The 26,273-nt window shown below is 71.4% G+C and carries 27 protein-coding genes; 15 read left to right on the top strand and 12 right to left on the bottom strand.

Going from position 1 to position 26,273, the window contains the following annotated elements; genetic code table 11:
* Window positions 1-57: 57 nt before the first annotated feature.
* Both A6A25_RS15350 and A6A25_RS15345 read right to left on the bottom strand, forming a co-directional pair.
* Window positions 58-987 carry a CU044_5270 family protein gene (locus A6A25_RS15350; RefSeq protein WP_073890243.1) on the bottom strand — a complete coding sequence of 310 codons (930 nt, stop codon included), beginning with the start codon at window positions 985-987 and terminating at the stop codon, window positions 58-60.
* On the bottom strand, window positions 980-1,567 hold the full coding sequence (locus A6A25_RS15345) for an RNA polymerase sigma factor (protein WP_073890242.1): 588 nt from the start codon (window positions 1,565-1,567) through the stop codon (window positions 980-982). Before A6A25_RS15345 ends, A6A25_RS15350 begins: the two co-directional genes overlap by 8 nt.
* Before the next feature lie 157 nt (window positions 1,568-1,724).
* On the opposite strand from A6A25_RS15345, the gene A6A25_RS15340 reads away from it, so the two are divergent.
* A complete protein-coding gene (locus tag A6A25_RS15340) occupies window positions 1,725-2,375 on the top strand; it encodes an LmbU family transcriptional regulator (protein ID WP_241828727.1) in 651 nt (216 codons plus the stop codon).
* 48 nt (window positions 2,376-2,423) lie between these two features.
* Here the strand turns inward: A6A25_RS15340 and A6A25_RS15335 are convergent, their stop codons facing one another.
* From A6A25_RS15335 to A6A25_RS15325, 3 genes are all read right to left on the bottom strand, one after another.
* Window positions 2,424-3,458 (bottom strand): hemolysin family protein, encoded by a 1,035-nt coding sequence (locus A6A25_RS15335; protein WP_073890239.1) that lies wholly within the window; start codon window positions 3,456-3,458, stop codon window positions 2,424-2,426.
* Window positions 3,455-4,780, bottom strand: a complete 1,326-nt coding sequence (locus A6A25_RS15330; protein ID WP_073890237.1) for a hemolysin family protein — start codon at window positions 4,778-4,780, stop codon at window positions 3,455-3,457. Before A6A25_RS15330 ends, A6A25_RS15335 begins: the two co-directional genes overlap by 4 nt.
* A gap of 152 nt (window positions 4,781-4,932) precedes the next feature.
* Window positions 4,933-5,973 carry a LacI family DNA-binding transcriptional regulator gene (locus A6A25_RS15325; protein ID WP_073890233.1) on the bottom strand — a complete coding sequence of 347 codons (1,041 nt, stop codon included), beginning with the start codon at window positions 5,971-5,973 and terminating at the stop codon, window positions 4,933-4,935.
* Window positions 5,974-6,091: 118 nt separating this feature from the next.
* On the opposite strand from A6A25_RS15325, the gene A6A25_RS15320 reads away from it, so the two are divergent.
* The 3 genes from A6A25_RS15320 to A6A25_RS15310 are packed head-to-tail and all read left to right on the top strand — an operon-like array spanning window position 6,092 to window position 9,176.
* A complete protein-coding gene (locus tag A6A25_RS15320) occupies window positions 6,092-7,231 on the top strand; it encodes a Gfo/Idh/MocA family protein (RefSeq protein WP_073890230.1) in 1,140 nt (379 codons plus the stop codon).
* Window positions 7,228-8,346 carry a dihydrodipicolinate synthase family protein gene (locus A6A25_RS15315; RefSeq protein ID WP_073890226.1) on the top strand — a complete coding sequence of 373 codons (1,119 nt, stop codon included), beginning with the start codon at window positions 7,228-7,230 and terminating at the stop codon, window positions 8,344-8,346. The genes A6A25_RS15320 and A6A25_RS15315 overlap by 4 nt, the downstream gene beginning before the upstream one ends.
* A complete protein-coding gene (locus A6A25_RS15310; RefSeq protein ID WP_073890221.1) occupies window positions 8,343-9,176 on the top strand; it encodes a sugar phosphate isomerase/epimerase family protein in 834 nt (277 codons plus the stop codon). Before A6A25_RS15315 ends, A6A25_RS15310 begins: the two co-directional genes overlap by 4 nt.
* On the opposite strand, the gene A6A25_RS15305 is transcribed toward A6A25_RS15310, so the two are convergent.
* On the bottom strand, window positions 9,173-10,474 hold the full coding sequence (locus A6A25_RS15305; RefSeq protein WP_073890217.1) for a Dyp-type peroxidase: 1,302 nt from the start codon (window positions 10,472-10,474) through the stop codon (window positions 9,173-9,175). The two genes, A6A25_RS15310 and A6A25_RS15305, sit on opposite strands and share 4 nt — an antisense overlap.
* Window positions 10,475-10,598: 124 nt before the next feature.
* On the opposite strand from A6A25_RS15305, the gene A6A25_RS15300 reads away from it, so the two are divergent.
* Together A6A25_RS15300 and A6A25_RS15295 are read left to right on the top strand one after the other, a co-directional pair.
* On the top strand, window positions 10,599-11,444 hold the full coding sequence (locus A6A25_RS15300; RefSeq protein WP_073890213.1) for a PP2C family protein-serine/threonine phosphatase: 846 nt from the start codon (window positions 10,599-10,601) through the stop codon (window positions 11,442-11,444).
* Window positions 11,445-11,558: 114 nt separating this feature from the next.
* Window positions 11,559-11,816, top strand: coding sequence for a hypothetical protein (locus tag A6A25_RS15295; RefSeq protein ID WP_073890209.1), 258 nt, complete (start codon window positions 11,559-11,561; stop codon window positions 11,814-11,816).
* Here the strand turns inward: A6A25_RS15295 and A6A25_RS15290 are convergent.
* Complete coding sequence (locus A6A25_RS15290) at window positions 11,766-12,035, bottom strand: hypothetical protein (protein ID WP_073890206.1); 270 nt, start codon at window positions 12,033-12,035, stop codon at window positions 11,766-11,768. The genes A6A25_RS15295 and A6A25_RS15290 overlap by 51 nt on opposite strands.
* A 155-nt stretch (window positions 12,036-12,190) precedes the next feature.
* On the opposite strand from A6A25_RS15290, the gene A6A25_RS15285 reads away from it, so the two are divergent.
* Genes A6A25_RS15285 through A6A25_RS15275 form a run of 3 tightly spaced genes read left to right on the top strand, consistent with a single transcriptional unit; the run spans window position 12,191 to window position 13,691 of the window.
* On the top strand, window positions 12,191-13,066 hold the full coding sequence (locus A6A25_RS15285) for a helix-turn-helix domain-containing protein (protein WP_198932714.1): 876 nt from the start codon (window positions 12,191-12,193) through the stop codon (window positions 13,064-13,066).
* Window positions 13,063-13,251, top strand: a complete 189-nt coding sequence (locus A6A25_RS15280; RefSeq protein WP_073890202.1) for a DUF397 domain-containing protein — start codon at window positions 13,063-13,065, stop codon at window positions 13,249-13,251. Before A6A25_RS15285 ends, A6A25_RS15280 begins: the two co-directional genes overlap by 4 nt.
* Window positions 13,252-13,271: 20 nt before the next feature.
* Complete coding sequence (locus A6A25_RS15275) at window positions 13,272-13,691, top strand: DUF3592 domain-containing protein (protein ID WP_073890198.1); 420 nt, start codon at window positions 13,272-13,274, stop codon at window positions 13,689-13,691.
* An 89-nt stretch (window positions 13,692-13,780) separates the two neighbouring features.
* Here A6A25_RS15275 and A6A25_RS15270 read toward each other — a convergent pair whose 3' ends face one another.
* Complete coding sequence (locus A6A25_RS15270; protein ID WP_073890195.1) at window positions 13,781-14,821, bottom strand: serine hydrolase; 1,041 nt, start codon at window positions 14,819-14,821, stop codon at window positions 13,781-13,783.
* Window positions 14,822-14,921: 100 nt separating this feature from the next.
* On the opposite strand from A6A25_RS15270, the gene A6A25_RS15265 reads away from it, so the two are divergent.
* On the top strand, window positions 14,922-15,629 hold the full coding sequence (locus A6A25_RS15265) for an SDR family oxidoreductase (RefSeq protein WP_073890192.1): 708 nt from the start codon (window positions 14,922-14,924) through the stop codon (window positions 15,627-15,629).
* Window positions 15,630-15,701: 72 nt separating this feature from the next.
* Window positions 15,702-16,433, top strand: a complete 732-nt coding sequence (locus A6A25_RS15260; protein WP_073890188.1) for a maleylpyruvate isomerase family mycothiol-dependent enzyme — start codon at window positions 15,702-15,704, stop codon at window positions 16,431-16,433.
* Window positions 16,434-16,663: 230 nt separating this feature from the next.
* On the opposite strand, the gene A6A25_RS15255 is transcribed toward A6A25_RS15260, so the two are convergent.
* Window positions 16,664-19,492 carry a glycoside hydrolase family 9 protein gene (locus tag A6A25_RS15255; protein ID WP_241828725.1) on the bottom strand — a complete coding sequence of 943 codons (2,829 nt, stop codon included), beginning with the start codon at window positions 19,490-19,492 and terminating at the stop codon, window positions 16,664-16,666.
* 440 nt (window positions 19,493-19,932) lie between these two features.
* Between A6A25_RS15255 and A6A25_RS15250 the strand changes: the two genes are divergently transcribed.
* Window positions 19,933-20,853: an alpha/beta fold hydrolase gene (locus A6A25_RS15250; protein WP_198932713.1), complete on the top strand. Its 921-nt coding sequence runs from the start codon at window positions 19,933-19,935 to the stop codon at window positions 20,851-20,853.
* Window positions 20,854-20,904: 51 nt separating this feature from the next.
* Here A6A25_RS15250 and A6A25_RS15245 read toward each other — a convergent pair whose 3' ends face one another.
* Window positions 20,905-21,543, bottom strand: a complete 639-nt coding sequence (locus tag A6A25_RS15245; protein WP_073890176.1) for an FG-GAP repeat domain-containing protein — start codon at window positions 21,541-21,543, stop codon at window positions 20,905-20,907.
* 334 nt (window positions 21,544-21,877) lie between these two features.
* Between A6A25_RS15245 and A6A25_RS15240 the strand changes: the two genes are divergently transcribed.
* Entirely contained in the window at window positions 21,878-22,948 is a 1,071-nt protein-coding gene (locus A6A25_RS15240) for a glycoside hydrolase family 19 protein (protein ID WP_073890172.1), read from the top strand.
* Between the two features lie 40 nt (window positions 22,949-22,988).
* Here A6A25_RS15240 and A6A25_RS15235 read toward each other — a convergent pair whose 3' ends face one another.
* Window positions 22,989-23,588, bottom strand: coding sequence for an alpha/beta fold hydrolase (locus A6A25_RS15235; protein ID WP_073890168.1), 600 nt, complete (start codon window positions 23,586-23,588; stop codon window positions 22,989-22,991).
* Window positions 23,589-23,889: 301 nt separating this feature from the next.
* On the opposite strand from A6A25_RS15235, the gene A6A25_RS15230 reads away from it, so the two are divergent.
* Both A6A25_RS15230 and A6A25_RS15225 read left to right on the top strand, forming a co-directional pair.
* On the top strand, window positions 23,890-24,630 hold the full coding sequence (locus tag A6A25_RS15230) for a lytic polysaccharide monooxygenase (protein ID WP_073890165.1): 741 nt from the start codon (window positions 23,890-23,892) through the stop codon (window positions 24,628-24,630).
* Between the two features lie 79 nt (window positions 24,631-24,709).
* On the top strand, window positions 24,710-25,276 hold the full coding sequence (locus tag A6A25_RS15225) for a DUF305 domain-containing protein (protein ID WP_083668357.1): 567 nt from the start codon (window positions 24,710-24,712) through the stop codon (window positions 25,274-25,276).
* Here the strand turns inward: A6A25_RS15225 and A6A25_RS15220 are convergent.
* Window positions 25,264-26,175 (bottom strand): RluA family pseudouridine synthase, encoded by a 912-nt coding sequence (locus A6A25_RS15220; RefSeq protein ID WP_073890161.1) that lies wholly within the window; start codon window positions 26,173-26,175, stop codon window positions 25,264-25,266. The genes A6A25_RS15225 and A6A25_RS15220 overlap by 13 nt on opposite strands.
* Between the last annotated feature and the right edge of the window lie 98 nt (window positions 26,176-26,273).

The raw sequence follows: 26,273 nt of genomic DNA, 5'->3' as shown, positions 1-26,273 counted from the left end.
ACCAACCGTAGTCGGCTTGGACCGGCCGCGCGCCGGCGGACCGGTCCCACCCTCACCTCACGGTCGCTGCCCCGGCTGGTCCACGATGGTCGTCGCGGTGATCGCCAGGTTGCCGAAGCCGAGCATCTCGAAGGTGTCCGGGTCGAACACGAGCGCCGTGTCCCGCGGATCGGCGGTCGACCCGGGTGGCAGGGGAAGGGTGATGCCGAGCCCTCGGCGTCCGGCTCCGTCCCGGGCGTCCGGCACCAGCACCAGCCCGGGCTCCCGGGCGAGCGCCTCGTACAGCGCGGCCCTGGAGAGCGGCGGCACGTACGTGCCCTCGGTCCACCCGAGGGAACCGGGCGGGTTTCCGTAACTGATCGAGGTGTTCTCGTCGTTCGCCTCCAGGTAGTCGACCATGGCATCGACGTCGGTCGGCAGGTTGGACAGGTACGCCGGGTGCGGCGCGCAGGGCCGCGTGGCACCGGGCACGATCTTGAAGTTGTCGTCGAGCGCCCCCATCCGCCCGTCCCGGCACCCCGGGAGGTCGGTCTCGCGGCCGGTGTGGTCGATCGTCACCCCGTCACGGGTGCCGTCGACCGACCGCCAGTGCTCCGTCCAGGTCCCGTCGTCCATCGCGACGCGCTGGTACACGAACTGGTCGGGCCGCGGCGGGGGCGTGGTGTCGGCGCGGGCGATCCGGGCGGCGTGGTTGAGCAGCCGCACGGCGTCGGTCACGGGCTGTGCCGCAGCGGGCCGCGTGGCCGCCGCCTGCCCGTCGGACGCCGCCTGCCCGTCGGACGGCACCTGGCCGAACGACAGCAGGCTGATCGTCGCGGCGACGGCCGCCGCCGTCCCGATCGACGCGCCGACCAGCGCGAACCGCCGTCGCGGTCGACGGCGTCCAGCGAGGCCCGCCAGGAAGGTCGCTCGCGCGGGCGCCAGCGACGCGTCGTCGGGCAAGGGCGTCTCGTCACCCAGTTCGCGCAGCAACCGCAGCTCATCCATGGTTCAGCAACTCCTCGACCTCGGTGGGGTTCTGCCCGCCCAACGCCTCCCTGACCTTGCGCCGAGCCCGGTGCAGGCGGGACCGGACCGTGCCGACGGGGATCGCCAGCGCCGCCGCGACCTCCTCGTAGCTCAGCTGTTCCCACGCCACGAGCAGCAGCACGTCCCGGTCCTCGGCGGACAGCCCGTCCAACGCTCCGATCAGCAGTGACCGCACGGCCCGCGCGGTCACCTCGGTGGCGACGCGGTCGGCGTGATCGGCGTGGTCGCCGTGGACCCGCCCGGCGGTGTCCGCCGCGCTCTCCCGGTAGCGGCGCGCTTCCTGCCTGCGGTGCCGTCCGACGAGGTTGGTGGCGATGCCGTACAGCCACGGCCGGGCGTCCGGCCTGGCCCGGTCGTAGCGCTGCCGCTTGTCGAACGCGGTGAGGAACGTCTCGGCGACGAGGTCGTCCGCGACCTGGTCGCCGAGCCTGCGCGCCAGGTACCGCCGGATGTGCGGCGCGTGCCGGTCGAACAGCGCCGCGAAGGCGTCCGGCTCGTGCCGCGACCGTTCGATGATCTCGGCGTCGGTGCGTGTCATGGTGGCCTTTCCGGCTGGTTCCCGGTGAAGGGCGGTCACCTGTTGTCCGCCGCCGGGCCGGTTCGGGTTCTCGGTGTGAGCGGAAGTTGACCGGTGTGTGAGGGCCCCTGGGGTAGCAAGGACACCCAAAGCGGATCAGGGGGAGCAAGTGGACAAGGTGAACGCAGTGCCGCGCCGTCGTCCCGGTGGCGCGGTCGAAGGCCGGATCCTCACCACGCCGGTGGGGCTGGCGTTCCCGCGGGACGTCACGTTCGAGTCCTGGGAGCAGGCCGGGCAGCGGATCTCGCGCATCGCCAGTTCGTCGGCGTGGTACCTGGGTGACTGGCTCGTCTTCGGCCAGGACAAGTACACCGAGCGCTACCGCCGGGCGGTCGAAGCTGTGGGGCTCGACTACCAGACGCTGCGCAACTACGCGTGGATCGCCCGCAAGTTCGAGGCGTCGCGGCGCCGTCCGGGACTGCCGTTCCAGCACCACGCCGAGGTCGCGGCGCTGCCACCGGCCGAGCAGGACCAGTGGCTCGACCGCGCCGAGCGGGAGGGCTGGTCGCGCACGGCGCTGCGGCGCGCGCTGCGGGAGAGCCGCGACCCCGGCTCGAAGTCGCTGCGCGCGGCGATGCCGCGCGTCACCGCGGCCGGTGAGGCGGTGGACCGGTGGCGGCGTGCCGCGATGGCCGCGAACGCCGACTTCGAGGCGTGGATCGTGGCCGCGCTCGACCGCGCCGCCGACCGGGACCTGGAGCTGGTCAGCGTGCCGCCGCCGGTCGAGCGGGAGCTGGTGAGCCTGCCCGCGGTGCGGCCCGCGTCCTGAGGTGACGAGGTGGTGCGGGTGTCGCCGGCACGGCACCCGCACCACCGCTCACAGCTCGCGCCGCACGTGGGTGCCGTCACGGACGGTGCCCACGTACTCCTCGACCAGGTCCTCCAACGCCACCAGGCCCCGCACGACGCCCTCCGCCGACACGGCTTGCGCCAGGTGGCTCTGCGAGCGCCGCAGCGCGGCCACCGCGTCGTCCAGGCTCGCGTCCACCGGCACCCGCGGCAGGCCGCGCACCCGGCTCGGCGGCACCCGAGTGGACGGGTCGGCGTCCGCCAGGTCCAGCACGTCCTTCACGTGCAGGTACCCGATCAGCCGGTCTTCCTCGCGCACCGGGAACCGGGAGAAGCCGGTGGCCGACACGGCGGCCTCCACCTGTTCCATGGTGGGCCGCGACGGCACGGACGTGATCCGGTCCAACGGCACCAGCACGTCGGCCACGGTCCGCTCCGCCGACGACAGCGTCTGCGTCAGCCGCCGGTGCTCGGAGTCCTCCAGCAGGCCCTCCTCCCGCGACTGCCCGATCAGCAGGGCCAGTTCGTCGCGGGTGTAGGCCGACTCCAGCTCGTCCCGGGGCGTCACGCCGACGAGCTTCAACACCGCCGTCGACACCACCGTGAAGCCGCGCAGCAGCGGCGCCACCAGCCGGCAGAACCACAGGTGGGCGGGCACCAGCAGCAGCGCGGTGCGCTCGGGGCCGGCGATGGCCAGGTTCTTCGGCACCATCTCGCCCAGCACGGTGTGCAGCGCCACGACGATGATCAACGCGATGGCGAACGCCACGCCGTGCCGCACCGCGTCCGGGATGCCGACCCCGTGGAACGGCGCCTCCAGCATCGTCGCCACCGCGGGCTCGCCCAACGCGCCCAGCCCCAGCGAGCACAGCGTGATGCCGAGCTGCGCACCCGCGATCAGCAGCGGCAGCTCACGTCCCGCTTTGAGCACCGTGCGTGCCCCGGCGCTGCCCTGCTCGGCCAACGCCTCCAGCCGGTCGCGCCGGGCGGTGATGATGGCGAACTCGGCGCCGACGAAGAACGCGTTGCCCGCCAGGAGCAGCAGGACCACCAGCACGATCACCGCGCCACCCCCGAGGCGTCGACCCGGGCCACCCGCAGCTCCGCCACCCGGTGCCGGTCCATCTGCACCACGGTGATCCGCCAGTCGTCCACCCGGATCTCGTCACCGGCGTCGGGGATGCGGCCCAGCCGGGCCAGCACCAGCCCCGCCACGGTCTCGTAGTCGCCCTCGGGCATCCGGAACCCGGTCGCCTCCGCGATCTCGTCGTCGCGCAGCAGCCCCGACACCAGCCACGCCTCGCCGCCGAGCCTGCGCACCGGCGAGGTCTCCCGCCGGTCGTGCTCGTCGCGCACGTCGCCGACGATCTCCTCGACCACGTCCTCCAACGTGACCAGGCCCGCCGTGCCGCCGTACTCGTCCACGACCAGCGCCGTCTGCAGGCCGGACGCGCGTAGCCGGTCCAGCAGCGCGTCGCCCTCCAACGTCGCGGGCACCGTCTGCACCGGCCTGGTCAGCGCCGACACCGGCGTGGTCGCCCGCTGCGACCGCGGCACCCCGAACGCCTGCTTGACGTGCACGATGCCGCGCACCTCGTCCAGGTCACCCGTGTAGACCGGGAACCGGGAGAACCCGGTCTCCCGCGCCTTGGCCACCAGGTCGAGCACGGTCGCGTCCGAGCGCAGCGACTCGACCCGCACGCGCGGCGTCATCAGCTCGTCGGCGGTGCGGTCACCGAACCGCAGGGAGCGGTCCAGCAGGGTCGCGGTGCTCGGGTCGAGGGTGCCCTGTTCGGCGCTGGAGCGGATCAACGCGCCCAGCTCCTGCGGTGAACGGGCCGACGCGAGCTCCTCGGCGGGCTCCACGCCGAGCCTGCGCACGAGCCAGTTCGCGGTGCCGTTGAGGGCGGTGATCAGCCACTTGAACACGGCCGAGAACCCGGCCTGCACGCCCGCGACGGCACGTGCGGTCTCCAGCGGCTTGGCGATGGCCAGGTTCTTCGGCACCAGCTCGCCGAACACCATCGACAGCGACGTGGCCAGCGCCAACGCCAGCGTCAACGCGATCGGGCCGGCCGCCGACGCGGGCACGCCGACGCCGGTCAGCGCGGGCGAGATGAGCTCGGCGATGGCGGGCTCGGCGATGTAGCCGGTGATCAGCGTGGTGATGGTGATCGCCAACTGCGAGCCGGAGAGCTGGAACGACAGCGACCGGTGCGCCTTCTCCACGGTCCGCGCCTTCGAGTCACCCACTTGGGCGACGTGCGCCTCGACCGTGCTGCGTTCCAGGGCGGTCAGGGAGAACTCGGCGGCGACCGCGATGAACGTGCCGATGGTGAGCAGCACCACGGCGGCGAGGCCGAGCAGGCTGAGCAGGATGGTCATCGGGCCCACCCGGGGTGGGCCGGGCGGGGCAGGCAGCCGGGTATCGGACCCGGCTCGGTACTGCAGCCCGGGGACTGCGCGTCGCGCACGGCTTGGGATCACTCCTCGTGAGGGGTGGTCGAACGGTGTCCAGAATAGAGCGTAACCGCCGGTCAGCGCAGTCCGATACCGCTGGGATGCGCGGTGGACGCCCGCAGCACCACCTCGCCGGCGACCCGGACCGTGCGGGGCGGGGCGGCCACGTCGTCGAGCACCAGCCGTGCCGCCCGCTCGCCCATGTCCTCCAGCGGCAGCCGCACGGTGCTCAGCGCCGGCACCAGGTCGCGCAGGGTGGGGATGTCGTCGAACCCGGCCACCGAGACGTCCTCCGGCACCCGCAGGCCGTGGTCCCGCAGGGCCGCCATCGCGCCGAGCGCCATCACGTCGTTCACGGCGAACACGCAGGTCGCGCCGGTGCGCGCGGCGATCAGGTCGGCCACCGCGGCGTGCCCGCCGTCCCGGGTGAAGTCACTGGTGATGACGCACCCGTCGGGCAGCTCCAGCCCTTCGTCGGCCAGGCCCGCCTTGAACCCGGCCAGCCGGTCGCGCGCCACCAGCAGGTCCGGCGGCCCGGCCAGCACGGCGAACCGGCGGTGGCCGAGCGCGGCCAGTCGGCGGGCCAGCGCGCGTGCGCCGGACCGGTTCGCGGGCACGACGGTGTCCGTGCCGAGCTTGGCCTGGGAGACGCACGCCACCCGGCCGCCCTGCGCGGTGAACGCGGTGATCTCCTCGGCCAGGTGCCGCGACGCCGAGCGGTCGGTGGTGCGGCTGCCCGCGATCACCAGGGCACGGGCGCGGTGGGCGCGCAGCGTGTTCACCAGCTCGACCTCGCGGCGCGGGTCGCGGCCGGTGGTGCCGAGCACGACGACCAGCCCGGCGCTCTCGGCGATCCTGGTCACACCGGCGGCGATGCTGGAGAAGTAGGGGTCGGCGATGTCGTGCACGACCAGGCCGACCAGCACGCTGGAGTTGCGCGCCAGGGCCTGCGCCGAGGCGTTGGGCAGGTAGCCGAGCCGGCGCGCGGTGCCGAGCACCCGCTCCCGCAGCTCCTCGCTGACCTGCCGGGTGCTGCCGTTGAGCACGCGTGACGCGGTCGCGAGCGACACGCCCGCTTCCTTCGCCACTTCCGCCAGCGTGACCTGCCGCGACGTCAACGCCGCCTCCTTCGCGTCCTGGACGGCCGAGACTAGCCGCCCGGGAGGTTGACGTCCGTGAGGAGCCGACCGTAGCGTGCTGGAAAGCGCTTTCCACGGACTTGAGCGGGGTGTACGCATGGCGGTGCGCACGATCGGCGTCGCGTTGAACGGGGTCACGGGGCGGATGGGGTACCGACAGCACCTCGTCCGGTCGATCCTGGCCCTCCGCGAGCGCGGCGGGGTCAGGATCGGTGACGACGTGCTGGTCCCCGAGCCGCTGCTGGTCGGCCGCAACGCCGCCAAGCTGAAGGAGATCGCCGAACGGCACGACCTGCCCCGCTGGACCACCGACCTCGACGCCGCGCTGAGCGACCCGGACGTCTCGGTCTACTTCGAGGGCCAGGTCACGTCCGCGCACGCCGCCTCGCTCACCGCGGCGATCGACGCGGGCAAGCACGTCTACAGCGAGAAGCCGGTCGCGGCGACCCCCGAGGAGGTGCTGGAGCTGGCCCGGCACGCCGACGCGGCGGGCGTCAAGCACGGCGTGGTGGCCGACAAGCTCTACCTGCCGGGCATCCGCAAGCTCAAGCGCATGCTGGACGGCGGCTTCTTCGGCCGGGTGCTGTCGGTGCGCGGCGAGTTCGGCTACTGGGTGTTCGAGGGCGACTGGCAGAGCGCGCAGCGGCCGTCGTGGAACTACCGCGCCGAGGACGGCGGCGGGATCGTCGTGGACATGTTCTGCCACTGGAGCTACCTGCTGGAAGGGCTGCTCGGCCCGGTGGAGGCGGTGACCGCGCGGGCCGTCACGCACATCCCGACCCGGTGGGACGAGAACGGCGAGCAGTACGAGGCGACGGCCGACGACGCGGCCTACGCGATCTTCGAGATGGCGGGCGGCGTGGTGGCGCAGGTGAACTCGTCGTGGGCGACCCGGGTGAACCGCGACGAGCTGGTCGAGTTCCACGTGGACGGCACGCACGGCAGCGCGGTGGCCGGGCTGCGCAACTGCAAGGTGCAGTCGCGGGAGATCACGCCCAAGCCCGTGTGGGACCCGGACGTGCCGCAGTCGATCGACTTCCGCTCGCTGTGGCAGGAAGTGCCGGACAACGAGGTGTTCGACAACGGGTTCATGGTGCAGTGGGCGGAGTTCCTCAAGCACATCGCCGTCGACGCGCCGTACTCGCACGACTTCCACTCCGGGGTGCGCACGGTGCGGTTGGCCGCGCTGGGCCTGGAGTCCTCCCGCACCGGCCGTCGGATCGAGGTGCCGGCATGACCTCGGTGCGGCTGCCCGGCCGCGACGGCACGTTCCGCGAGCACGAGCTGTCGCCGCCGAAGACGTGGGACGCCGGTCCGTTCGAGTCGCGGGTCGCGTTCGCGGCGGCGCACGTGGTCGCCGACCCGTTCGCGGCCAACGTGCCCGGCGCGCCCGCCGTGCTCGACTGGGACGCCACGCTGGCCTACCGGGTGCGGTTGTGGGAGCACGGTTTCGGCGTCGCCGAGGCCATGGACACCGCGCAGCGCGGCATGGGCCTGGACTGGGGCACGGCGCTGGAGCTGATCCGGCGCAGCGCGGCGATCGCGTCCGGGCGGCTGGCCGCGGGTGTGGGCACCGACCACGACACCGCGGACCCGTTGACCGCGTACCGGGAGCAGTTGGCCGCCGTGGTGGACGCGGGCGCGCAGCCGATCCTGATGTGCAGCCGGAAGCTGGCCGCACAGGCGCGCGGGCCCGAGGACTACCAGGAGGTCTACGGGGCGCTGCTGGAGGAGGTCGACCAGCCGGTCGTCCTGCACTGGCTCGGCACGGCGTTCGACCCGGCGCTGGAGGGCTACTGGGGTTCGTCGGACATCCCCGCGGCGACCGGGCACTTCCTGGACCTGATCAAGGCCTACCCGGACAAGGTGGACGGGGTGAAGGTGTCGCTGCTGGACGCCTCGCACGAGGTCGGCCTGCGGCGGGCGCTGCCCGAGGGGGTGCGCTGCTACACCGGCGACGACTTCAACTACCCGGAGCTGATCGCGGGCGACGCCGAGGGGCACAGCGACGCGTTGCTGGGGATCTTCGACGCCATCGCGCCGGCCGCGTCCACCGCGCTGCGGGCGTTGGACGCGGGTGATCGTTCCCGGTACGACGAGGTGCTGGAGCCCACGGTCGCGTTGTCGCGGCACATCTTCGGCGCACCGACCTACTACTACAAGACCGGTGTGGTGTTCCTGGCGTGGCTGGGCGGGTTCCAGGACGCGTTCGGCATGGTCGGCGGGCTGCAGTCGGCCCGCGACGTGGTGCACCTCGGTGAGGCGCTGAGGTTGGCGGACCTGGCCGGGCTGCTGCCCGACCCGGACCTCGCCGCCCGGCGGTGGGGACGACTCCTGGACGTGCTGACGTGAAGCTGTCACTGAACCAGGCCACGGTGAAGCGGGCGTCCGTGCCCGAGGTGGTCGACGTGTGCGTGCGCAACGGGATCCCGGCGGTGGGCCTGTGGCGCGACCCGGTGGCCGAGTACGGGCTGGAGCGGACCGCGGCGCTGGTGGCGTCGGCCGGGCTGGAGGTCTCGTCGCTGTGCCGCGGCGGGTTCTTCACCGGCGTCGACCAGCGGCTGGACGACAACCGGCGGGCCATCGACGAGACCGCCGCGTTGGGCGCGCAGTGCCTGGTGCTGGTGCCCGGCGGGGTGCCCGACCGCGACCTCGTGGCGGCGCGGTGGCGCGTCGCGTCGGCGCTGGAGGTGCTGGCGCCGTACGCGGCCTCGGCCGGGGTGCGGTTGGCGTTGGAGCCGATGCACCCCATGTTCTGCGCCGACCGCGGTGTGGTGTCGACGTTGGGCCAGGCGCTGGAGCTGGCCGCGCCGTACCCGGCGGGGGTCGTCGGGGTCGTGGTGGACGCCCTGCACGTGTGGTGGGACCCGGCGTTGGCGGCCGACGTGCGACGGGCCGGCCCGCGCATCCACTCCTACCAGGTGTGCGACTGGGTCACGCCGCTGCCCGCCGACGTGCTGCTGGGGCGCGGGCTGCCCGGCGACGGGCACATCGACCTGGTGGGACTGACCTCGCTGGTCGCCGCGACCGGGTACGACGGGTACGTCGAGGTCGAGGTGTTCAACGAGGAGGTGTGGGCGCGGCCGTTCGACTCGGTCGCGGCGGACCTCGTGCGGCGGCACGCGACGGGGTGGGAGCCGGTCGTGGACGGCGGCCACGACCGGCTTCCCGTGACCCCTTAGCGGGGCAGCTCGCGGCCCGCGGCGAGCAGCCTCAGGGTGCTGGTGGAGGGCACCAGCGCGTACAGCGCGCCGGTGGTCCGCACGAACCGGCCGCCGACGACCGGGTCGACACCGGTGGGCGCGCCGCGCTCGCCCGGCGTGAAGTCGGGGTTGTGCGCCCGGGTCTGCTGGATGAACTCGAACTGCTCCGCCAACGACGTGCAGTGCGCCACGAACACCAGGCCGCGCTCGCCGTCGTCGGGTGAGCCGAACGGCAGGCCCCGGCGCAGGATCCGGTGCTGTCGGGGCGTCCGGTGCGTGAACGCGCGCGGGTTGGTCTTGCGGATGTGCGCCGGGCACGGTGTCGTCGCGCCCGCCGGGTCGTCGGCGTAGTCGAAGTCGTTGTGGCCCCGGCTCGCCGCCAGCGGTCGGCCGTCGGGGTGCCTGCCGATCAGTTCCGGGCCGAGCCCGCGGGCTTCGACGGCTTCCTGCCAGCCGTCGACGTCCTGGGCGAGGCGGCGGATCACCTGGATCGAGCCGTTGGTCAGCCAGGCGGCGGCCGGCGGGCGGGGTGACTCGGTCGGGTGGCCGAACACGAACTCGCCCGCGTTCACCAGCAGCTCCCCGGGCTTTCCGGCGCGGTGACCGGGCAGTTCGGGGTCCTCGTGGTGGAAGCCGCGCACGCCGGGCTGTGAGACGCCGTCCTTGTAGCCGAAGTGCTCGCGCCCGCGCCGTTCGCCGGGGAGCGTGGCGGCGTGCTGCTCGTGGACCACCGTCACGCCGAGCAGGGTGTCGAGCACGTCCAGGTTGCGCGCGGTCTCCGCGAGCCGGTCCGGGTCGTCGGACGCGACCGTGACCACGGCGTGGACGTGCTGCCCCGCGCGGCCGAACAGCCAGTGGACGGGCGCCGAGTCGCCGGTGTCGCCGTTGGCCCGCGCCGCTTGTTCGGCGGTGTGCGGGAAGTGCTCGCGGAGGTCTTCGCGCGTCGCCTCGGGGTTGATGCTCAGCTCGACCAGGCCCTCGGGGGTGAGCGACACGTTCGCCCAGGTGGCCTTGATACCCGGCGGGTCGCTGCCGAACATCGTGCGGCCCAGGGAGAAGACCTCGTTGAAGTCCTCGACGTCGGCGGTGGTGCCGACGTGCCCGAGCAGGGCGGCGAGCCAGGTGCGGCCCAGCCCGTCGTCGGTGAAGCGGACGAACCGGAACAGCTGGTGGTCCTTGTTGAACGCGGCCAGCACGTTCCCCTGGATCTCGTGCGACCCGCGCAACGGCGGACGCCCCGGCCGGGGTTGCGCGCGCGGGTGCAGCAGGTCGGTCATGGGTCACCCCCTGCTTCAGAGGAGCGTGACGGTGCGCTGTGGATACGTTGCGCTGAGTTGGAATCACACGACCGTGTCGCGCGTCCACCTCCGAAGGTGACGGCGGCTGCGCGAAGATCCGACCATGACCGACCCGGCCGACCTCGGCGCGCGCATCCAACCGGGAGTGGCGACCTCCCGAGGTCCGAACCGTCCGCTCAACGCCGACGCCCACGCCCAGCACTGGTACCGCGGCACGTTCGCCGCGGCGGTGGTGGACGGGATCGGCTCGACACCGGAGGTCGCCGACTTCGCCCGCACCACCGCGGCCGTCGCCGCGCGCATGGCCGCCCGCCAGACGCCCGTGCTCGGCGTCACGGCGGCCGCGGCGCCTTATGCCGACCTGGACGACGACAGCACCGAGCCCGGCGGTGCGATCGTCGTGGCCTCGGTCCGGGCGGGTGAGGACTGGCGCGTCGCCTACGCCGGCGACAGCTCGGCCTACGGCCTCAAGGACGACGGAACCCTGCACCGCTTCACGACCCCGCACACCCTCGGCGAAGAACTGCGGCAACAAGGCGTCCCCGACGCCGAGGCCGCCGCCCACGACCACAAGCTGCGCCACCACCTCGGCCGCGTCCCGCTCTACGGCGTCGAGGGCTTCGAGGCGAACGCCCGGCTGCTGGTCCTCGCGTCCGACGGCCTGAAGGTGCCCCACGACGAGTTGCGAGGCCTGCTCCTCGAACACGGCGACGACCCCCAGCGGTGCGCCGAGGAACTGCACGCCGCCGCACGCGCACGCGGCAGCCGTGACGACGTCACGGTCCTGGTCATCCCCCACCCCGACCGCCCTGCGACCACTCCTGTCACGAACGAGAGGAACAGCCATGGCGAACGCGGACCAGAAGAACCCGCAGGACCCGCAGAACCCGCCCGCGGACGAGAGCCCGACGCAGAAAATCCCGAAGGTGCCGTCGAAGTAGTCGCCTGACGAGCCGGGTGGCGTGACCGCGCCACCCGGTTTCGACCCCTTCCCGCCGACCCACTGTCCGCCGACCCGCATTCCGTCGAATGGCTCCCGCGCGGTGCCGCCGGGTCGCTGACGTTGACGGCGGTCGCGTCGTCGTTGCCGCCGCAGACGTTCGCCTACGCGCGGCAGGCGGTGGAGCGCAGAGGTTCGGTCAAGGCGCCGTTGTCGATCAGCGCGCTGCGCACGCTCATGTCGGTGTCGTGGGTGATCGGCCCGCCGGTCGGCGCGGTGCTGATCGGCGCCGGCGGGTTCGCGGGGTTGTTCGGCCTGGCCTCCTGCTCGTCACCGGTCGAGCCAGACGAGGTGTGCCCGGCGGGTCCCGGCCGAGCGTGAGCTGAGCTCGAACAGGGCGCGGGCGGTCTCGGGGCTGCGGGAGCTGAGGCGGAAGCCACCCTCCACGCCGCTGACCTCGGCCCGGTCCTCGAACGCGACGCCGTAGCCCGCCACGCGCACGCTTTCCCGTTCGCCGTACTCCTCCACGATCGCGAACAGCCGTGGTGCTTCTTCGTGTGCGACTTCGTGCACGAGTTCGGTGAATTCCTGCTCGGTCATGTCGTTCCTTCCGCCCCACTGGTCAAGCTGCTGGTAGTTACGCTGCGTCGCCGATACCGTGACTGCCCGCAAGGCTGCCCACATCCGACGTGGATCGCAAAGAACGCAAAGAGGGGCCTTGCATTCGCCGTGCAGCATTGAGGAGGGCGCACATCGTGGCCGCGAAGAAGAGCACGCCGACCATCCGACTGCGCAGGTTGGCCGGTCAGCTCAGACGACTTCGCGACGACACCGGCCTGCGCCGCGAGGACGTGGAAGAGCGGACCGGCCTCCACTCCACCACGCTCTACCGCATCGAGACGGCACGTTCGCGGCCCCAGTACCGGACCCTGGACATGCTGCTCAAGCTGTACGGCGTCCCGACCGACGAACATCTCCGCTTGAAGGCGCTCTACAAGCAGTCGGCGGGAGAAGGCTGGATCCAGCCCTGGCACGAGGATTTGCGCGAGGAGTACACGACTTACATCAGCTTCGAGCGCGAGGCGCATGGCGTCCGCAACTACGCGGGGATGTTCATTCCCGGCCTGCTCCAAACCGAGGACTACGCTCGGGCTATGGTATACGGAGTTCTGTATACAATCAGCAAGGCGCAGGTTGAGGATCGCGTGAGGGCCCGGATGGAGCGACAGGCACTCCTGACCAAGGAGCGGCCGATCAAGCTGTGGGCGATCATCGATGAGGCCGCGCTGCACTACGAGGTCGGTGGGCAGGAGGTCATGTCGGCGCAGCTTGACCACCTGCTAGAGGCGTCCACGGCTCCGGACACGACGATCCAGGTCGTCCCGTTCAGCGCGGGTGCCCATCTCGGTTTGCCGGGCCAGTTCGTCATACTGGACTTTGATGATCCACTGGACACCGACTTGGTCTACATCGACAGCCAGGCCGGTGAGATATTTTTGGAGTCTGACACCGACATCGAGCGCTTCCGGGACAGCTTCGATCACCTGGTGGCGGTGGCCAAGAGCCCTGACGACTCGGTCAAGCTGATCGCGGAGATCGCCAACCGTCGGGGACGAAGGAGGTTCGGGTGACTGTGGCCTGGCGCAAGAGCAGCTACAGCGGGGATGGCGAAGCCTGCGTCGAAGTGGCACCCGTGAGGGAAGGGGTCGCCACGCGGGACTCCAAGAACCCTGCCGGGCCGGTGCTGTCCTTCCCCGCGGGGGAGTGGCGGAAGTTCCTCGCCGGCCTCGGAGGTGGTCGGTTCGACGGTTCCTGAGGAACACAGAGGGGGGCGATGTGGAGAGATGGGAAGCGGTCGAGACCAAGTGGCTTCCGCGCATCGTGATCGTGTTCGGGTTGACCGGCGTGGTGGTGAGCGCCGTGGGCACGGTCGAGTCGTTCGACTACGACGTCGCCACAGCCGAGGTCGTGCGGCTGGAGACCGTTGACGGCGCCACCCAGACCCGAGCCAGGCTCCGGTTCACTTTGCCGGACGGCAGGGTGGTCACGCCGTTGGTGAACAAGCACTACGCGAGCCTGCAACCGGGCAACCGCGTGGAGGTCCTCTACGATCACGATGATCCGGAGGCCACGATCACCTATGACCGCATGAACACCGGGGAATGGGTGTGGTCGTTGCTCGTCAGCGTGTTCATGGTCGTGGGCGCGCCGTTCGCGGTCCGACGGCAGATCGAGAGGCGCCGCGACAGGCGGTAGCGTCTTTCGGGAGGACCTCGAAGCGCGCCGCCGCCGCGACGAGTGGCGGTGACCCGGCCCGCCGAGGTCGGCGGGCCGGGTGCGCCTGATCAGCCGCCGTTGCTCGGCCGGTACGGCTGGGCGCGGTAGGTGCGCGGGGTGTTCGCGGTGATCCGCAGGACCGAGTCGTACAGCGTGCGGCCCAGGGCGGCGCGGGCGCGCAGGGCCGGGTGGGTGGCGCTGTAGTTGTCCGCGTTGGCCGCCTGGTCGCCGGCGAACTGGCCCGAGGCGAACAGCGCGAACGTGATGATCGGCTTGCCCGCCGCGTCGAAGACGATCCCGGCCTCGTTGCGGCCGTCGTTGAACCAACCCGCCTTCGTCGCCACGTTCAACCGCTCCGCAGACGACAGGTCGAGCCGGATGCCGTCGGTGAACGACGTCAACGACCGCAGCACCTTCAGCAGGTGCTCGGTGGACGCGGGCGACAGCAGCTCACCCGCCGCGAGCCTGCGCAGCAGCGTGAACGTCTCGCGGGGCGTGGTGGTGCCCAGGAAGAACCGGTTCGGGTTGGCGACCGGCACGACCTGCGTGTGCACGAAACCCTTGGAGCGCAGGATCTCGTTCAGCTCCAACGCGGGCACGACCAGGCCGCACAGCCGCACGGCCGTGTTGTCCGACACCGTCAGCAACGCCGCCAGCGCGTGCCCGACCGTCACCGAACTCGGGTACGCGCCGTCCAGCCCGAAGATGCCATCGGTGTCCTGGATGACGATCGCCTGCGTGACGTCGACCCGCTGGTCCAGCGTGATCAGGCCCCGGTCGACCTTGTCCAGCACGGCCACCGCGACCGCGATCTTGTTCACGCTGTACGCCTCGACCACGCGGTCGGCCTGGTCCTCGACGGCGGGCTTCACCGTGCCGTCCGGGTCGGCCACGCCGATGTAGGACGACCACGTGCCACGCGCGCGCGACACCAGCGCCGAGTACTTCCAGGCGATCTTGCGGCGGGCCTGGTCGGCCGTCGTCGGGATCAACGAGTCCCACTCCGCCTCGGTGGTCTGCGCCTGGGCCGTCCCGGCGGTCGAACCGAGCACGGCGCTCGCCGCCGCGACCGAACCGAGCCCCAGCGCGAACCTGCGGTTGATGTTCATGTGCCCCCAATCATGCGGATACTCCCCTGAAGACGCCACGGACGGCTCAGTTGTTGCTCCGATCCGGTGAATTGGATCTAACCAGCGGTAACCTCCGGGCATGGCACAAGGGGTGTTCCTGGTGACGGGGGCCAGTCGTGGCATCGGCGCGGCGACCGCGCGGTTGGCCGCCGAAGCGGGGTACCGGCTGGTCCTGGCCGCGCGGGACGCGGCGTCGCTGGCGGAACTCGCGGCCCGGCTCGGCGGACCGGACCGGGTGTGGGTGGCCTCGTGCGACGTGCGGGAGTACGACCAGGTCGCGGCCCTGATGGGGCGGGTCGAGGAGGAGTGGGGCAGCCTCGACGTGGTGTTCGCCAACGCGGGCGCGAGCGTGACCACCTCGTTCACCTCGACCGACGGCGCGCCGCCCGCCGAGTGGAGCGACATGGTGCTCACCAACGTGTGCGGCCCCGCGTTCACCGCGCGGGCGGCGATGCCCGCGTTGATGCGCCACGCCGGGCACCTGGTGCTGACCGGGTCGGCGGCCGGGCGCGGTGTGCGGCCGGGGAACCTCTACTCGGCGACGAAGTGGGCGGTGACGGGGCTGGCGCAGGCGATCCGGGCCGAGTGCGTCGGCACGGGCGTCCGCGTCACGCTGGTGCAGCCGGGCCTGACCGACACCGGCGGCATCCCGCCGTCGCGCGCCGGCGACCCGAAGCTCGCGCCCGAGGACGTGGCCCGCGCCGTGCTGTACGCGGTGAGCCAGCCGCCGCACGTGGACGTCAACGAGATCCTGGTGCGCCCGGTTGGCCAGGACGCCTACCGGTGAGCCCTTCCTGCGGCGGTGAAGTCCGCAAGAAAATCATAACGGTGTGATCCGTAGACGCTCTAGCGTGGACGGATGAAGGTCCACGACATGCTCGTTGAAGAGCGGCGGCGGATGGCGGACCTCCTCGACGGGCTGGACGCCGGCCAACTGGCCACGCCCAGCCTCTCGGCGGGGTGGACGGTGCACGACATCGGCGCGCACCTGATCACGTACCTCAAGTTCGGCCAGCTCAAGCTGTACTGGGGCATCGTGTCCATGGCGGCCGACTTCGACCGGCTCAACCGGGAGCTCACCGCCAAGGCGGCCCGGATGCCCACGTCGGAGATCACGGCGCGGCTGCGTCGGTGGTCGACGTCGAAGACCACGATCCCGCGATCGGGTTACGACCCGGTGCTGGCCGACATCCTGCTGCACGACTACGACGTCCGCCTGCCGCTGGGCATCGAGCGGGACATGCCGGAGGACCGGCTGTGGGTGGCGTTCCAGCACCTGGCGGCCAAGCCTTCGCCGGGTTACGCGATGGGGTCCCGGTTGGCGGGGCTGCGGCTGGAGGCCGTGGACACCGGCTGGGCGTCCGGGAGCGGCGCGGTGGTGCGCGGTGACGCCGAGTCTCTGGTGCTGGCGATGAGCGGCCGTGCGGTCGGGCTCGACGCGCTCGACGGCGACGGCGTGCCGCTGCTGCGGGAACGCGTCGCCTCACCGCCGCCACGCGGCCCGTTGGAGCGGCTGAAGGCCGTGGTCAAGGTCGTGGTCGACCCACCACCCCCGGACCGCCGCTCCCGCGACGCCGCCGCCAACCCCTGACCCGCGCGTGTCCTACGTCCAGAACAACCGTGTCCTACGTTCAGAACACCCGAGTTGAACACTCAGGACGACCAGCCAGTGTTCTGAGCGTTCAACTCGGGGTGTCTGGACGTAGGACACGCGCGTTCTGAACGTAGGACACGCGGGGAATGGAGCGGTGGCGGGCTCCGTGGGGAGCCCGCCACCGGTCACGTGGTCGGTCCGTGGTGCCGGACCGGCCGATCAGGGAGTCACCCCACCGTGCAGGGGTTCCCGTTCACCCGGAAGTCGGTCGGCGGAGTCGTCGAGCCCGACCCGGAGGAGTTGAACCCGATGCTGGCCGAGCCGCCGGGCGCAACGTTGCCGTTCCACCCCACGTTCGACGCGGACACCGCCTGGCCCGTCTGGGTCCAGGCCGCCGACCAGCCGTGCGTGATCTTCTGGTTGCCCGGCATGGTGAACTCGAGCTTCCAGCCGTTCCACGGCTGGGTGCTGGTGTTCGTCACGGTGATGTTGACCGACATGCCGGTGGACCAGGTCGACGCACGCCAGACCACCTTGCAGTAGTCGGCCACCACGTCCGGCTTGGTCCGCACGTCCACCTGCGGCGACATGCCCGAACGCAGGCTCGCGCCGTTCTTCGCCACCACGGTGAACTTGTAGGCCGTGTCCGGCCGCAGCCCGGTCAGCGTCGCCGACGGGCTGGTGACCGTGGCGACCACGCGCAGCGCGTCACCCTCGACGGAGATGACGTCGTACTCCTTGACGCCGCTCTCCGGGTCGGTCGACGCGGTCCACGTCAGCTTCACGCCCGTCGTGGTGACGTCGGACGCCACCGGCGTGCCGGGGGTCGACGGGGCCGTGGTGTCGACCGGCGGCGCGGTCGTGAGCTTCTCGGCCGCCCAGTTGGAGATCCACGTGAACGCGGAGTTCCAGTTGACCGTGACCTCGTTGACCGAGTACGCCTCGATGTGGTCCACGAAGCACTTCTGCGCCTTGCAGCCCTGGAGCAGGCGCGCCGCGATCGGGTCCTGCAGCGCGCTGTTCGGACCACCCGAGAGCGCACCCGGAGGCGCGATCGGCAGGGTCGGCTCCAGCTGGTTGGCCCAGTGCCGGTGGTGCACGTTCTTCACCGGCTGGTCGCCGTAGCCCGACACGTACGAGTACGACATCGGGTTGCGGCCGAGCAGGTAGTTCAGGCCCTGGAACACGCCCTCGCGGTACTTGGCCGCACCGGTGAAGTCGTGCGCCAGCGCCAGCACCGAGATGTTGTTCGCGACCAGGCCGTTGGAACCCCAGTCGTAGCCCTCGGTCGGGCGGTACGGCGCCGGGTAGCCCTGGGTCGACATCTGCGACAGGTGCTGGTCGGCGACGGTGGTGAACGCCGACTTGATCGCGGTGATGTCGGCGGCGGGCAGGCCGTTCGGCACGAGGGCGAGCGTGATGTCGCCCAGCGGGCCGGTGGAGCCCCAGTCGAAGCCGCGCGCGTTCAGGCTCTTGCCCTTGTAGTGCGTGGACGACGTGAGGTCGGTGCGGTAGGCGGCCTCACCAGTGGTGGTGAACATCTCCGCGGCGGCCCAGTAGAACTCGTCGGTCAGGATCGAGTCGCTGTAGGAGCCACCGCCGGTGCCGTCGTTCGGGTCGGCGATCTTGTTCGGGTTCGCCTTCGCCGCCGCGTAGGCCTTGGTGGCCGCCGCGAGCGCCTTCGCCGAGAACGTCGGGTCGATCGTCTTCCAGATGCGGGCCGCCTGCGCCGCCACGGCCGCCATGTTCAGCGTCGCGGCCGTGCTGGTCGCCGACAGCCGCCGGGCCTGCGGGTCCTCGTGGGGCAGCAGCGGCAGGCCGGTCCAGTTCTGGTCGTGGATCTTGTGGTGCACCATGCCGTCGGGCGCCTGCATCTTCAGCAGGAACTCGACCTCCCAGCGCGCCTCGTCCAGGATGTCCGGCACCCCGTTGGCGTTCTCCGGGATGTTCAGCTTGCCGTCGCCGAGCGGGGCCGCGTCACCGATCCGCACCGCGCGCTCGTAGGTGTTGAGCACCTGCCACGCCGAGATGCCGCCGTTGACGACGTACTTGCCGTGGTCGCCCGCGTCGTACCAACCGCCGCGCACGTCCAGCGTGTAACCGCAGGTGATCGTCGCCAGGCAGGGGACGTTGTCGTCACCCTGGTTCGGCGCGACGTTGAGGTGGCCGGCGGGGCGCGCGTACTGGTCGCCCACGTACTGCGCCTCGATCTCGATGCCGCTGCGGTTGTGGTAGAAGTACGCCAGCGCGTCGTAGCGCATCTTCTTGAGCTCGTCCGTCGCGATGTCGAACGGGAAGCTCGTCTCGTCGCCGACGGTGAGCGTGTAGCCGGTGCCCACCGTGTCGAACGACGTGAAGTCGATCAGGTGCGTGGAGTCGCCCGACTCGGGGTCGACGGAGCCACGCGGCACGGTCGTACCGGTCGCCACCGTGGTGCCGGCGGAGTTCTTCAGCGCCCACTGCTGCGCGACCGTGGCGTCGGAGGTCAACGTCGCCTGCTTGGGCAGGCCCGGCACGTAGGCGACCTGGTTGACGTTGATCTTCTTCGCCGGGTTGGCCGGGTCACCGCCCGGCGGCTTCACGCCACCGATCAGCGAGACGTTGTCCACGCAGACCGTCGTGTCGTCCGCCACGGCGCCCAGGTGGAACGTCACCTGGCCGTTGCCCGCGTCGGGGAAGTCCAGCTCGGAGGTGAACGTGAAGGTGAAGCGCTGCTTCGTGGTGGTCAGCGCGATGTCCTGCTTCGCGATCGTCCGGTAGGGGCTCACGCCCTCACCGGCCGCCGCCGCCGCCGGCCGGTCGACCGAGGCGTAGGCGTCGAAGGACATCGTGTACGACTGGCCCGCCTCGAACGGCACGCCGTTCTGGCCGATCAGCGAGTCCCACGGGTTGACCGTGCCGCCGGTCACCGTGGCGCACAGCTCGCCGTTCGTGACCCGGTTCGACACGCCGGCGCTGGCCCACCACGGGTCGGCCGAGCCGCTGCTGAACGAGCCGTTGACCAGCCGTTCGTACTCGGCTGCGTGGGCCGTACCCGACGCTAGCGCGCCGCTCACCGCCACTAGTGCGAGGGCTGCGGTGGCTTGGCGGCGCCACCGGGGAGAAGGAAGCGATCTCATGGACTTGGGTCTCCTCCGTCTGCTCTGACGGTTGACGACGCTTCTGGGAGCGCTCCCTGGGAGCGCTCCCAGGGACTCTAGAGTGACACGTCGCACATTCACAACCCTGGATTTGACCTCAAGTTAACTGGAGGTCACGGAGTGTGAGCGTTAACTCGGGTCGCTCCCAGGGGATGTGGTGCGCGTGGAGGCGTTCGACGGAGTTCGATGAGATGAGCGCCGCCTTCGTGGAGGCGCAGGGCTGGACACCCGCTGAGGTCGGGGATCGACGCGGTGGATCACGCGCGCCGCGCCGAAGGGTCCGGGCGGCGGTGGCCGCTTCGACCGCTCGGGTCAAACCGGGGGAGCGGTGGCCACGCACGGGCTACGGTGATCGGGTGACCGAGCGGATCGTGCGCGCCAACGGCGTCGACCTGTGCGTAGAGACCTTCGGAACGCCCGCCGACCCGGCGGTACTGCTGATCGCCGGCGCGACCGGGTCGATGCTGTCGTGGGCCGACGGGTTCTGCGCGCGGCTGGCGGACGGTGGGCGGTACGTCATCCGGTACGACCACCGCGACACCGGGCGGTCGGTGACCTACCCGCCGGGCGAGCCCGGGTACGGGTTCCACGACTTGGCCGCGGACGCGGTCGGCGTGCTGGACGCCCTGGCGGTGTCCCGGGCGAACGTCGTCGGCATCTCCATGGGCGGCGGCCTCGCGCAGCTCCTCGCGCTCGACTTCACCGACCGGGTGGCGTCGCTGACCTTGATCGCGAGCAGCCCGGCCGGTCCCAACGCGCCCGACCTGCCGCCCATGGCGCCCGCGCTGCTGGAGTACTTCGCCGCCGCGCCACCCGCGCCCGACTGGACCGACCGCGCGGCCGTGGTGGAGCACCTGGTGGCGTCGCAACGGCCCTTCGCCGGACCTCGGCCGGCGGACGTGGACGCGGCGCGCTCGACGGCGGGCCGGGTGTTCGACCGGGCGCGGGACATCGCGTCGAGCACCAACCACTTCCAGGCGGGCGGCGGCGAGTCGTGGCGGTCCCGGCTGGGTGGGATCGCGGTGCCGACGCTGGTCCTGCACGGCGACGTGGACCCGCTGACCCCGCCGGCGCACGGCGAGGCGTTGGCGCGGGAGATCCCCGGCGCGCGGTTTCTGATCATGGAGGACACCGGGCACGAGCTGCCGCCGGGCGTCTGGGACGTGGTGGTCCCGGCGATCGTCGAGCACACCGGCGTGGCCAAGCCCGAGCGGGACGAGGTGCTCGCGCGCATCGGTCGAGCGGCGATCGGACGAGAACACGACGCAGTCGTGTGAAGCGCTCGTCCGGACCGCCGCGTCGATCCCCCCGTGCGGCGGCCGACCGCGTCAGCCGCAGGCCGCCGGGTCGACCTGGTAGGCCGGGGCGTCCCGCTCGGCGAGCACCGGCGTGGTGGAGGTCGCCGTGGCGACGCCGTCCCGGACCACGTGGGTGACGCGCTCGCCGTCGTACACCAGCGGGTCGCTCGTCCACACCAACTCGCCCTGGACGGTCACGAGGTGGCGCCGACCGTCGACCACCTCGCAGCCGTACCGGCTGAGCGCGCTGATACCGCCCCCCTCGGCGAGCACGAGCCGGTTGCCGTCGGGCTTGGTGACAGCGCGAATGACATCGCCCGACAACCCCCACACCGTGAAGAGGGTGGTGTTGGCGCCGATCGACTCGGTCACCACCACCTCGTCGCGGCCGTCGTCGTCCAGGTCCACCACGCGCAGCGGGCTCACGCCGACCGAGCTGTGGAACGGCACCCGGGCGGTGAACCGGCGGCCGCCGAGGACGGCGACGAGTTCCTGCGTGTCCGGCGCGCCCACGACCTCCCGCACCGCGACGCGGTCCGAGCGGCCGTCGCCGTTGAGGTCCGCTCGGGCCGACACGTCCACCGTGACCGCCGTCGATCCTGCCGCCCAAGCCGTCGCCGGAGCCGCCGCGACGAGTGCGAGCGCGGGCACGAAAGCCTTCAACACCATGATTTCCCCCTGTTTCCGAGCACCGCGAAGACACCTCGTGGCACCGGTTTCCCCCGACGCGATCGCGTCAACGATCAGAGGACGGCCGATGCCGACCGGCGTTCCGATATGTGACGCAGGTCACAGCATGTGTGCGAGCAGATGACTGGCGACGGTCCGATGTGGACGATCCTGTAGCTGGCGGCGGTGATGATCGCGCTCTCACGAAAACCGCCAGCTCATCCGTCGGTTCGCGGTGCGAAACCGGGTCGTGCTCTTGACTGGTGTAGACCATTTCCGGTTGAGTGGCCCTCGTCACGTCCGATGGGCGCATCCAACGGGAAAGAGTGATCACGTGTCGAGATTCCGCGTAGTGGCGGCGATCGCCGCTTTCGTGGTCGGGGCGGCACTGACCGTCGCGGTGGCCAACACCGCCGCCGCTGCCGCCTGCGCGTCCGCCTGGAGTCCGTCGGCCGTCTACGCCGGCGGCATGACGGCGTCCTACAACAACAAGAACTGGCGAGCCCAGTGGTGGACCCAGAACGAGACCCCCGGCTCCGCCGCGGTCTGGGCCGACCAGGGCGTCTGCGGTGGTGGCACCACGCCGCCGCCTTCCTCCTGCGACCACCCGGCGTGGGTGCAGGGCCAGTGGTACACCGCCGGCAGCATCGTGCGCTACACCGACGGCAAGTACTACATCGCCGAGCACGACAACCCGGGCTACGACCCGACCATCAGCACCTGGTACTGGAACCCGCACACCTGCGGCTCGACTCCGACCACCACGACCAGCACGCCCGCGCCGGGCGGGTTCGTGGTGAGCGAGGCGCAGTTCCGGCAGATGTTCCCGAACCGGAACCCCTTCTACACCTACGCCGGGCTCACGGCCGCGCTCAGCGCGTACCCCGGCTTCGCCAAGACCGGCTCGGACACCGTCCGCAAGCAGGAGGCGGCGGCGTTCCTGGCCAACGCCAACCACGAGACCGGCGGCCTGGTCCACATCGTCGAGCAGAACCAGGCCAACTACCCGCACTACTGCGACGCGGGCCAGCCCTACGGCTGCCCCGCCGGTCAGGCGGCCTACTACGGCCGCGGTCCCATCCAGCTCAGCTGGAACTTCAACTACAAGGCGGCGGGCGACGCGCTGGGCCTGCCGCTGCTGACCAACCCGTGGCTGGTGCAGAACGACGCCTCGGTGGCCTGGAAGACCGCCCTCTGGTACTGGAACACCCAGTCCGGCCCGGGCACGATGACCCCGCACAACGCGATGGTCAACGGGTACGGCTTCGGTGAGACGATCCGCAGCATCAACGGGTCGCTGGAGTGCGGCGGGCGCAACCCGGCGCAGGTCCAGAGCCGCGTCGACGCCTACCAGCGGTTCGTCGGCATCCTCGGCGTGCCGGCGGGCAACAACCTGTACTGCTGACCGGGTGGGACGGGGGTCGCGCGTCGGCCCCCGTCCCGACTCACTGCTCCAAGTGGGCGAGCACGGCCCACCCGAAAGAACCCGGCGACTCCACCCACGGCACGTGACCCGCGCCGGGCAGCACGACCCGCGCCACGTCCGGCAGCGCGTCGGCCAGCGAGTCCGCCGCGCACCGGTCCCGGGCGCCCGCCGTGCCGTCCACGATCAGCGTCGGCACGGCCAGCTCGCGGCAGCGCGCGAGGAGTTCCCGGTCTTCCCGGTCTTCCCGGTCCAGCTCGGTGCCGGGGACGCAGACCAGCGACGAGACCCGTTCCGGGTGCGCCAACGCGTAGTGCAGCGCAATGTCCACGCCCCGGGAATGGCCGAGCAGGGCCACCTCGGGCAGTCCGAAGTGGACTCTGATGGCGTCGAGGTCGGCGACCGCGCGCCCGGTCGGGTCCGGCTCGTCGGGTGCGGACCGGCCCTCGTCGCGCGGGTCCCAGTGGATCACCCGCACCCGGTCGGCCAGCAGCTCGGCGAGCCCGTCGAACACCTCCCGCGGCCCGGGTTCGCCCTGGCACAGCACCAGCGGCTCCCCGTGCCCCAGTTCGGCCGCCCGCAACACGCGGCCGTCGTCCGCGATGACCTTGTGCTCCTCCATGGGGACCAGTGTCGGTCAACCACGCGCCGGATCACACCGGTCGGGCCAATTGAGTCGACCGTGCCGCCGCGAGGGTCTGGTGGCACCGCCACCGGGATGCGCGTTCACAGTCAGGGGCGCGGAAGGCTGGACCAGTCGGTTCAGATCCTTGACCCGGATGTCGTTCCGGATTATGGTCTAGACCACGTCGCGGTGAGTGACGCACCGTCCCCGGTTCGTCACTGATCGCGTGTTCCGGCCGCCGCGGAAATGGACCCTGCCTTGGAGACCCACCCGGGTCTCCTCCGAAGGAGCTGGACACATGAGCCTGAAACGCAAGCTCGCGGTGGCCCTCGCCGCCGTGGGCATCACCCCGTTCTTCGTCGTGATGTCGGCGGGAACGGCGAGCGCGCACGGCTACATCTCGTCGCCGCCCAGCAGGCAAGCGATGTGCGCGCAAGGTCGGGTCTCCAACTGCGGCCCGATCGTGTACGAGCCGCAGAGCGTGGAGGGCCCGAAGGGCCAGTACAACTGCCACGCCGGGCTGACCCAGTTCGCTCAGCTCAACGACGACAGCCGGGCCTGGCCCACCACCCAGGTGGGCAACAGCGTGACGTTCAACTGGACGCTGACCGCCCGGCACGCCACCAGCACGTGGCAGTACTTCGTCGGCGGCAGCAAGATCGCCGAGTTCAACGACGGCGGTCGCCAGCCCGCGGCCACCGTGACGCACAACGTGAGCCTCGGTGGTCGCACCGGCCGGATCAAGCTGCTGGCCGTCTGGAACATCGCCGACACGCCCATGGCGTTCTACTCGTGCGTCGACCTGCAGGTCGGCTCCGGTGGCGGCACGCCGACCACCACGACCACGCCGACCACCACCACGCGGCCCACGACGACCACGACGGCGCCCCCGGTGGGCGGCACGTGGGCGCCCAACACCGCGTACTCGGTCGGCTCCCAGGTGAGCTACGGCGGGGTCAACTACCGCTGCATCCAGTCCCACACGTCCCTCGTGGGCTGGGAGCCGCCGAACACCGCGGCCCTGTGGCAGCGGCTCTGACCGGCTGACGCGAACCGAAGCCCGCCCGCGCCGACCCTGTGACGGCGCGGGCGGGCCGTCCGGCGAAGGAGGACGACCCTTGCGACGCCTCGCAGCCCTGGTGGCCGGTGTGCTCGTGCTGGCCGGTTGCGGCTCCACGACCACGGCGACCCCACCGCCGGTGTCGACCGTGGTGGAGACCGACGAGTTCAACGAGACCGACGTGATGTTCCTCCAGATGACCGTGCCGCACCACCGGGCCGGGCTGGAGATCGTGCGCCTGGCCAAGGACCGGCCGGTGCGCGCGGAGGTCAAGACGCTGGCGGCGGCCATCGAGGTCACCCAGCTGTCCGAAGTGGACTCCATGACGAAGTGGCTGGCGGACTGGGAGCAGCCCGAGTCGGCGGGCGACAACCCGCAGCTGCACGCCGGCCACGGCGGTGACCACTCGACCAGCCCGGAGGCCATCGCGGAACTCGCCGCGACCGGTCCCGCCGAGTTCGAGAAGGCGTTCCTGAACCTGCTCATCGGCCACCAGCACAACGCGGTGGCGATGGCGAAGCTGGAGAAGGAAGGCGGCGTGAACCCGCAGGCCAAGGACCTGGCGGAGCGGATCTTCAACTCCCGCACCGCGCAGATCGCGCAGATGCTGGGTTACCTGGAGTAGAGGTCGAGTTCGAGGTTGCTGGTGAAGCGACGGTGCTCGCCTGTCACCGGATCGGTGAACTCGAGCACCTTCGCCAGCAGCTGCAGGGGGTCGGTGAAGTCGTCCAGCGGCTTCTCCCGCAGCACGGGGTAGAAGTCGTCGTTGCGGATCGGCACGCCGAGCGAGGCCATGTGCAGGCGCAGCTGGTGCGTGCGGCCGGTGAGGGGCACGAGCCGGTACCGGCCCCACCCGTCCCGGTGCTCGACCAGCTCGACCAGCGTCTCGGCGTTCGGCGGTCCGGGCACCTCCTGCGCCGTGATGACGCCCTTGACCTTGACGATCCGGCTGGTCACGCGGGTCGGCAGGGTCAGCGCGGGGTCGTGCGGCGCGATCGCCTCGTACTCCTTGTGCACCGCGCGGTCGGCGAACAGCGTCTGGTACTTGCCGCGCAGGCCCGGTTCGACCACGAACATGACCAGCCCGGCCGTGACGCGGTCCAGCCGGTGGGCGGGGCTCAGGTGCGGCAGCCCGAGGTCGCGGCGCAGCCGGACGAGCGCGGTCTCGACCACGTGCTTGCCGCGCGGGATCGTGGCCAGGAAGTGCGGCTTGTCGACCACCACGATGGCGTCGTCGCGGTGCACGACCCGGACCTCGAACGGCACCGCCACCTCGTCGGGCAGCTCGCGGTGGAACCACACCGAGCCGCCCGGGGTGAAGGCCGCGTCGGGCGCGATGGGCCCGTCGAGGTCGTAGACGCGGCCTTCGGCGAGCATCAGGTCGATCCGCTCGGGCGCCACCCTGGGCAACCGCTCGACCAGGTGGTCGCGAACGGTCGCCCACGGTCCCTCGTCGGGCAATCGCAGACGTGCCGGGTCGAGGCCGTGGCGCTGGTCGAGCGGCGGCCGGAGCTTGCGCCTCATCGCCGGGCAGCATACGCCCTGTTCATCGAGGGGTTGGGATCAAAAGCCCTGAAAAGCGTCCTCGCCGGACGCTGGCGTTTTAACCCGTTTGTGCTGGT

It is taken from the genome of Saccharothrix sp. CB00851 (genome assembly GCF_001905065.1).
GTDB lineage: Bacteria > Actinomycetota > Actinomycetes > Mycobacteriales > Pseudonocardiaceae > Actinosynnema.
This window is presented reverse-complemented; position numbering and strand designations above follow the sequence as displayed.